The sequence below is a fragment of the Roseisolibacter sp. H3M3-2 genome (genome assembly GCF_029211165.1).
Classification (GTDB): Bacteria; Gemmatimonadota; Gemmatimonadetes; order Gemmatimonadales; family Gemmatimonadaceae; genus Roseisolibacter.
Genome location: NZ_JARGEK010000242.1, coordinates 1 through 7,517, shown reverse-complemented (window position 1 = coordinate 7,517; position 7,517 = coordinate 1). Strand labels below are relative to the sequence as shown.

Below are 7,517 nucleotides of genomic sequence, written 5' to 3'. Positions count from 1 at the left end.
GCCGGCGACGCGCCGGCGCGCGAGCCGGCGCACGCCGACGTGGCCGGCCCCGGCGCCGACCGCCGCTGACCGCCGCGGGGACGCGCATGTCGGGGCTGCACCTCCCGCCGGAGCCGGCCGCGGGCGACGAGTCGACGCTCGGCGGCTACACGGCGGTGCACAAGCGCCCCGCGGCGTTCGAGGGGATCGACGGGCTGTCGTACAGCGTCGAGCTGTGCGCCGACGACACCGGCGACGGCGCGCGCCCGTGGGGCGCGTACCTGCTCTTCCTGCGCTGGCGCCGCGTCGGCGCGCCGGGGATCGACGCGCACCTGGAGACGGACTACGTCGTGCGCGCCGCCGACGAGGCGTCGGCGCTCGCGCAGCTCGGCCGGATGCCGCTGCTGACGGTGAAGGCGACGCTCGACGCGCTGATCCGGAAGCAGGAGGGGGGCGCGCCGAAGCGGAAGTGGTGGGACGTCATGGCCGCCGAGGACGGGGAGCCCGCGCCGTGAACGGCGTCGTCCTCTCCGGCACCGGCGGCGTCTGGCGCGTCCTCGGCGAGGACGGCGTGGTGCGCGAGGCGTCGCTGCGCGGGCGGCTCAAGAAGAGCGACGAGGGGCGGCGCTCCGACGGGTCGCTGCGGCGCGACACGGTGGCCTCCGAGTCGCGGCGCGGGAAGCTCGCGGTGGGCGACCGCGTGACGCTCGCGGGCGACGCGCGCGAGAGCGGGGCGTGGGCGATCGACGCCATCGCGCCGCGGACGTCCAAGCTGGCGCGGCGCAGCCCGGGCGGCGGCTACGGCGAGCGCGTGCTGGCGGCGAACGTCGACCAGGTGGTGGTGGTGTTCGCCGCCGCGCGCCCGGAGCCGCACCCGCGCATGCTCGACCGCTTCCTCGTGGTCGCCGAGGCCAACGCGATCGCGGCGCGCGTCGTCGTGAACAAGGCCGAGCTGGTGGGCGACGGCGACGCGGCGCGCGGCGCGGCGGCGGTGCGCGAGCGCTTCGCCGACTACGAGCGCGCGGGTTACCCGCTGCACGTCACGAGCGTCGCACGGCGCCACGGGCTCGAGGAGCTGCGCGAGGCGCTGGCGCACGACACGTCGGCGCTCACGGGGCCGTCGGGCGTCGGGAAGTCGTCGCTGATGAACGCGCTCTTCCCGGGGCTGTCGCTGCGCGTCGGGGCGATCAGCGAGAGCGTCAACAAGGGGCGCCACACCACGGTCGGCGCGCTGCTGCACCCGCTGCCGGGGGTGCCGCCGGGCGAGGGGTTCGTGGTGGACACGCCCGGGCTGCGCGAGATCGGCTTCTGGGGGCTGACGGCGGACGAGCTGGACGCGTGCTTCCCCGAGTTCCGGCCGCACCTGGAGCAGTGCCGCTTCGCCGACTGCGCGCACGTGGCCGAGCCGGGGTGCGCGGTGCGCGACGCGGTGGCGGCGGGGGGGGTGAGCCCGGCGCGGTACGACAGCTACGTGAAGCTGCGCGAGGAGATCCTGGAGGGCACGCCCCCCGAGTGGGCCTGACGCCGCGCGGCGCGCTCCGTGCACGGCGCGCCGGCATGACGGTGCCGCGCGAGTTCCCGACGTCGATCGACGAGGCGGCGCGGCTGCAGGAGCGGCTGCGCGCCGAGCTGGTGCTCCGCCCGCCGCCAGGGTTCGCGCCGCGGCTGGTCGCCGGCCTCGACGTGTCGATGGAGCGCGACGCGTCCGAGTGCGTGGCCGGCATCGTCGTGCTCGCGCTGCCGTCGCTCGACGTGGTCGACCAGGCGACCGCGGTCGCGCCGGTGCCGATGCCCTACGTGCCGGGGTTCCTGTCCTTCCGCGAGCTGCCGGCGGTGCTGGCGGCGTACGACCGGCTGGCGACGCGTCCCGACCTCCTGATCTTCGACGGCCAGGGGTTCGCGCACCCGCGCCGCTTCGGCATCGCGTGCCACGGCGGCCTCCTGCTCGACACGCCGTCGATCGGGTGCGCGAAGTCGATCCTCGTCGGCCGCCACGCCGACCTCGCGCCCGACCGCCTCGCGCGCGCGCCGCTCGTCCACCGCAAGGAGACCGTCGGCGCGGCGGTCCGGCTGCGCGCGAACGTGCAGCCGGTGTTCGTGTCGCCGGGGCACCTCATGGACGTCGACACCGCGGTCGCCCTCGTGGTCGCGGTGAGCGCGGGGTACCGCGAGCCCGAGACGACGCGGAAGGCGCACCGGCTCGTCAATGCGGTACGGATGGAACGGCGGGGAGAGGCCTAGTTCGAAGCGGGGTATGATGGACCCACCGGCATCGTGCTGCCGGGTTCGTGTCGGCCGGTCCTACGTCCTCCCCCGGTCGAGCACCGCCGGCACCACCTCGGCCGCGCGGCCGCGGAGCGTCACCGTGGCCAGCGCGGACAGCGGCGTCGCCTCGGCGTTCACCTCGACGAGCGGGGCGCCCGCGTGTGCCGCGGCGGCGGCCACGCTGGCCGCGGGCTGCACGACCGCGCTCGTCCCCACCACCAGGCACGCGTCGGCGCCCCGCGCGGCGTCGAAGGCCGCGTCGAGGTCCGCCGGGTCGAGCGGCTCGCCGAACCAGACGATGTCGGGACGGAGCAGCGCGCCGCAGGCCGGGCAGCGCGGGAGCGTGTCGACGGACGACGCGTCGACCGCGGGGGCGAGCGCGCCGCGCGTCGGGCAGGCGGGCCAGCGCACGCACCGCTCGCCGAACAGGGTGCCGTGCAGCGCCACCACCGGCGCGGCGCCCCGAGCATGCGCCGCGACGTCCGCGGCGGCGCGCTGGTGCAGCCCGTCGACGTTCTGCGTGACGACCGTCGTGCCCGGGTGCGCGGCGGCGTGCCGGGCGATCGCGACGTGGGCGGCGTTGGGGGCGCACGCCGCGACCAGCGTGCGGCGCCAGGCGTACCACTCCCACACCAGCCGCGGGTCGCGCGCGAACGCCGCCGGCGTCGCCAGCTCCTCGGCGCGGAACGACTTCCACAGCCCGCCGGCGCCGCGGAAGGTGGGGACGCCCGACTCGGCGCTCACCCCCGCGCCCGTGAAGACGAGCAGCCGACGCGCGTCGCGCAGCAGCGCGCGGGCGCGCGCCACGTCGTGCGCGTCGCTCACCCGTGCGGCGGCGGGGGCGCGTCGGCGTGGATCACAGTCGGCAGCGCGCCGTGCACCGGCCCCGGCGCGTCGGGGTGCGCGAACAGGTAGCCCTGCGCCATCTCGCACCCGACGTCGGCCAGCCAAGCGCGTTGCGCCGGGCGCTCCACCCCCTCGGCGACGGTGCGCAGCCGCAGCGCGCGCCCCAGCGCGACCGCCGACCGCACCACCGCCTCGGCGTCGGCGTCCTCGGGCGCGGCGCCGACGAAGGCGCGGTCGATCTTCAGCTCGTCGACCGGGAAGCGCTGCAGGTGGCCGAGCGACGAGGCGGCGCTCCCGAAGTCGTCGATGGCGAGGCGCACGCCCAGCTCGCGCAGCGCGTGCATCGTCACGAACGACTCCTCGGGGCGGCGCATGACGGCGGCCTCGGGGAGCTCCAGCGTCAGCTGCGCGCCGGCGACGCCCGCGTGCTCCAGCGCGTCGGCGACGTCGCGCAGGAGCGTCGGCTGCTCCAGCTCGCACCGCGACAGGTTGACGCGCACGCAGGGGCGGTCGCCGAGCATCGCCGTCGCCTCCCAGCGGCGGAGCTGCGCGCACGCGGTGCCGAGCACCCAGCGCCCGAGCGCGACCACGAGCCCCGTCTCCTCGGCGAGCGGCACGAAGGTCGACGGCGCGATGTCGCCGTGGTCGGGGTGCCACCAGCGCGCGAGCGCCTCGTACGCGTTCACGCGCCCGGTGGCCAGCTCGATCACCGGCTGGTAGGCGAGCGACAGCCGCCCCCCCGAGGCGTCCCCCTCCAGCGCGCGCTGCAGGTCGGCGTGCATGCGCTGGCGCTCCTCGGCGAGCGCCTGCGCGCCGGCGGCGTAGGCGGCGGGGAGCCCCTTTCCGGCCGCCTTGGCGCGGTACATCGCGAGGTCGGCGTCCTTGAGCAGCTCGTCGGGGCCGATGCCCGGGCGCCCGTGGGCGATCCCGAGGCTCGCGCCGACCACCACGTCGCGCAGCGGGAGCGCGATCGGGCGGCGGAGCGCGGCGCCGATGCGGGCGGCCACCGCCTCGACGTGGTCGGGGTGGGCGATGCGGCCGAGGAGCACCGCGAACTCGTCGCCGCCGAGGCGCGCGATCAGGTCGCAGCCGCGCGTGCTGTCGACCAGGAGCGCGGCCACGCGCGTGAGCAGGGCGTCGCCCGACGCGTGCCCCTGCGTGTCGTTGATCTTCTTGAAGTCGTCGAGGTCGACGAAGATCACGGCGACGTGCTCGCCGCTCGGGTCGCGCGCCAGCGCCTGCTCGACGCGGTCGCGGAACAGGGCGCGGTTGGCGAGCCCGGTCAGCGGGTCGTGGAAGGCGCGGTGCGCGAGCTGCGCCTCGAGCACGCGGTGCGAGGTCACGTCGTGGGCGATCAGGTACGCGCCCATCACCAGCCCGTCCTCGACGATCGGCACGGCGGCCAGGTGCACCGTGCTGCGCGCCTCGTGCCCCTCGAGCGTCGCCTCCCAGCTCTGCGCGGCGCCGAGCATGGCCGCGGCCACGCGTTCGCTGCTGCCGGCGACGTCGTCGGGGGTGAACAGGGTGCGCACGTCGCGCCCGCGCAGCGCCGCCGCCGGGACGCCGAGCAGCGCGGCGGCGGCGGGGTTCGCCTCGGTGATGCGTCCCTCGGGCGCCACGGCCAGCACGCCGTCGACGTGCAGCTCGAACAGCGCGCGCAGCCGCGCCTCCGCGCCGGCCTCGGGCGGGGGCCCCGGCTCCCAGCCCCCCGCCGGCGGCGGGGGGAGCTCGGGGTGGCCGGCGGGCGCGGCGCTGAGCGAGTCGGACGTCATCGAGCGGTCGTGGCTGAGGGGGCCGGGCGCGGTGCCGGCGCGGACGGCCCCGCGGCGCACTCGGCGCGCCGCCCGATCCGTCTCGCCGCATGATGGTGGGTTTCCGCCGCGCCGCAAGCCGCGCGACCCTCACGTGCGGCGCCCGCGTCGTCACGCGCCTCCCGGCGCTCCCTGCCGTGCCATCCCGGTGCTATCTCTCGGGGACCACCCCTCACCGCCCGGCCCGTCCATGACCGCCCGTCTCCTCGCGCTCGCGCTGCTCGCCGGCGCCGCCGCCCTCCCGACCGCGACGTCGGCGCAGCCGCTGGCGCAGCCGCTCCCCGAGCGCGCCGTGCGGCGCGACATCCCGATGACGAACGCGATCCGCCGCGCGCACGCCGCCGGCACGCGCGACTCGACCGGGCGCCCGGGGCGCAACTACTGGCAGCTGCGCGCGGACTACACGATCGAGGCGCGGCTCGACCCGGCGACGTCGCGGCTCACCGGCCGCGAGACGGTCGTGATCCACAACGCGAGCCCCGACTCGCTGTCGGCGATCGGGCTGCGCCTCGACCCGAACGTCTTCCTCGGCAACACGCCGCAGGCCGCGACCTGGGTCCCCGCCGAGGTGACCGACGGCATGGTGATCACGCGCATGCGCCTGAACGGCGACAGCGTGAGCCTCGGCCAGCCGGCGGCGAGCGCCGAGGGGGCGCGCGCGATCCAGAACGCGCAGGCGGCGCAGGCCGCGCAGGCGCGCGCGGTGCCGACGCTGCTCGGCGGGCGCACGACGAACGCCCGCGTCACCCTGCCGACCAAGCTCGCCCCCGGCGCCCGCGCGACGCTCGAGATCGAGTGGAACCACAAGCTCCCGGGCGGCCCGGGCGTCGGGCACCGCATGACGCAGCGGTGGGCCGACACGCTCTACCAGCCGACGCAGTGGTACCCGCGCGTCGCCAAGTACGACGACCTGCGCGGCTGGGACCCGGAGCTGTACCTCGGGCCGTCGGAGTTCTACAACAACTTCGGCCGCTTCGACGTGAAGCTCGACGTCCCCGGCGGGTGGATCGTCAGCGGCACCGGGCTGCTCCAGAACCCGCAGCAGGTGCTGACGGCGCGCGCCCGCGAGCGGCTGGCGCGCGTGCTCGCGAGCGACTCGACCACCGTGATCGTCGGCCCCGACGAGGTCGGGCCCGGGCAGGCGACGGCCGCCGGCGACCGCCTGGTCTGGCACTTCGTCGCCGACAGCGTGAACGACTTCGCGTGGGCGACGGCGAAGAAGTTCGTGTGGGCCGCCACGCGGGCGACGATCCCCGAGAAGGGGCGCGTCCCGATCCACATGGTCTACCTGCCGGGGCGCGCGAACCTGTTCCGCGACGCCGGCCAGATCGCGCGCCACGCGCTCGAGTTCTACTCGAGGCTCTGGTTCCCGTACCAGTTCCCGCAGCTCACCCTGCAGGACGGCCCGAGCTCGGGGATGGAGTACCCGATGGTCATCAACTCGAACCGCGGCGCGGCCGACCACGAGACCGCGCACCAGTGGTGGCCGATGGTCGTCGGCAACAACGAGACCTGGTACGGCTGGATGGACGAGGGGTTCAACCAGTACATGAACATCCTCTCCGACGCCGACGCGGCGGGGAAGCCGGCGGTCCTCGACGGGCTGGGGCAGTCGTACGGGCGCACCAGCGGCAGCGAGAGCGAGCCGCCGATGATGTGGAACGCGAACTACGCCGGGCCTGCGTCGTACGGCTTCACGACCTACTCCAAGACGCCGCTCCTCCTGTCGGCGCTCGGCGGCGTGGTCGGCGACAGCGCGGTGGTGCGCGCGCACCGCGAGTGGGCGCGGGCGTGGATGTACAAGCACCCGTCGCCGTGGGACTACATGTTCTTCATGAACCGCGCGCTCGGGCGCGACCTCGGGTGGTTCTGGTACTCCTGGCTGTTCGCCACCGAGAGCGTCGACGGCTCGATCCGCGACGTGACGACGAGCGGCACGCGCGCCACCGTGACCGTGCGGCAGGACGGGCAGATGCCGTCGCCGGTGGTGCTGCGCGTGACGCTGGCGCCGGGCGGGCAGGCGCGCGCGGTGCCGAACGCGCGCATGCTCGACGCCAACACCGCCGAGGTGACGTACCCGGCGGACGTGTGGTTCGCGGGGAGCCGCACGTTCGCGGCCACCTTCGACTTCGGGCGGGGGGTGGAGCGGGTGGTGCTCGACCCGCAGTGCCGCTTCCCCGACCGCGACCCGTCGGACAACGCGTGGCCGCGCGGGACGCCGCCGGCCTGCGCGGCGCCGGCGCGCTGAGGCGCGGGGGCGCGGCGTGGGCGCGGCGACGGAGGCGATGGACTACCACCTCGCGGAGTTCGAGATCGCCCTCGACCCGCGCCGTCCCGAGCACCTGATGCCGCCGCTCGGCGCGCGGCACCGGCGCGTGCTCGACGTCGGGTGCGGCGCCGGGCAGACGCTCGCCGCCGCCGCCGTCCTGCACCCCGCCGCCGGGCGCCTGGCGTGCGGCGTCGACGTCGTCGTGGCGTCGGTGGCCGCCGGGCGCGCGCGGTGGCCCGCGCTGGCGCTGGCCGCCGCGCGCGACGAGGCGCTGCCGTACGGCGACGCGTCGTTCGACCTCGTCTTCTCGCGCGTCGCGCTGCCGTACATGCACGTCGGGGCGGCGC

The 7,517-nt window shown here is 76.5% G+C and carries 7 protein-coding genes; 5 read left to right on the top strand and 2 right to left on the bottom strand.

All coding sequences use genetic code 11. From position 1 onward, the window contains the following. Positions 1–86: 86 nt before the first annotated feature. From PYV61_RS17410 to nfi, 3 genes are read left to right on the top strand one after another with little or no spacing between them, the layout of a single operon-like run. Positions 87–494, top strand: a complete 408-nt coding sequence (locus tag PYV61_RS17410; RefSeq protein WP_275833931.1) for a hypothetical protein — start codon at positions 87–89, stop codon at positions 492–494. Continuing rightward, a complete protein-coding gene (gene rsgA / locus PYV61_RS17405) occupies positions 491–1,501 on the top strand; it encodes a ribosome small subunit-dependent GTPase A (RefSeq protein WP_275833929.1) in 1,011 nt (336 codons plus the stop codon). Before PYV61_RS17410 ends, rsgA begins: the two co-directional genes overlap by 4 nt. 35 nt (positions 1,502–1,536) lie before the next feature. Then, on the top strand, positions 1,537–2,220 hold the full coding sequence (nfi, locus tag PYV61_RS17400) for a deoxyribonuclease V (protein WP_275833927.1): 684 nt from the start codon (positions 1,537–1,539) through the stop codon (positions 2,218–2,220). 60 nt (positions 2,221–2,280) lie between these two features. Here the strand turns inward: nfi and PYV61_RS17395 are convergent, their stop codons facing one another. Both PYV61_RS17395 and PYV61_RS17390 read right to left on the bottom strand, forming a co-directional pair. Beyond that, positions 2,281–3,069 carry an NAD-dependent protein deacylase gene (locus PYV61_RS17395; RefSeq protein ID WP_275833925.1) on the bottom strand — a complete coding sequence of 263 codons (789 nt, stop codon included), beginning with the start codon at positions 3,067–3,069 and terminating at the stop codon, positions 2,281–2,283. Continuing rightward, complete coding sequence (locus PYV61_RS17390) at positions 3,066–4,862, bottom strand: EAL domain-containing protein (RefSeq protein WP_275833923.1); 1,797 nt, start codon at positions 4,860–4,862, stop codon at positions 3,066–3,068. The genes PYV61_RS17395 and PYV61_RS17390 overlap by 4 nt, the downstream gene beginning before the upstream one ends. Positions 4,863–5,091: 229 nt before the next feature. Here PYV61_RS17390 and PYV61_RS17385 point away from each other — a divergent pair, with 229 nt between their 5' ends. Beyond that, positions 5,092–7,149 carry a M1 family metallopeptidase gene (locus PYV61_RS17385; RefSeq protein ID WP_275833921.1) on the top strand — a complete coding sequence of 686 codons (2,058 nt, stop codon included), beginning with the start codon at positions 5,092–5,094 and terminating at the stop codon, positions 7,147–7,149. Positions 7,150–7,165: 16 nt separating this feature from the next. Next, positions 7,166–7,517, top strand: a 352-nt coding sequence (locus PYV61_RS17380) for a methyltransferase domain-containing protein (RefSeq protein ID WP_275833918.1), incomplete at its 3' end; no start/stop codon positions are given.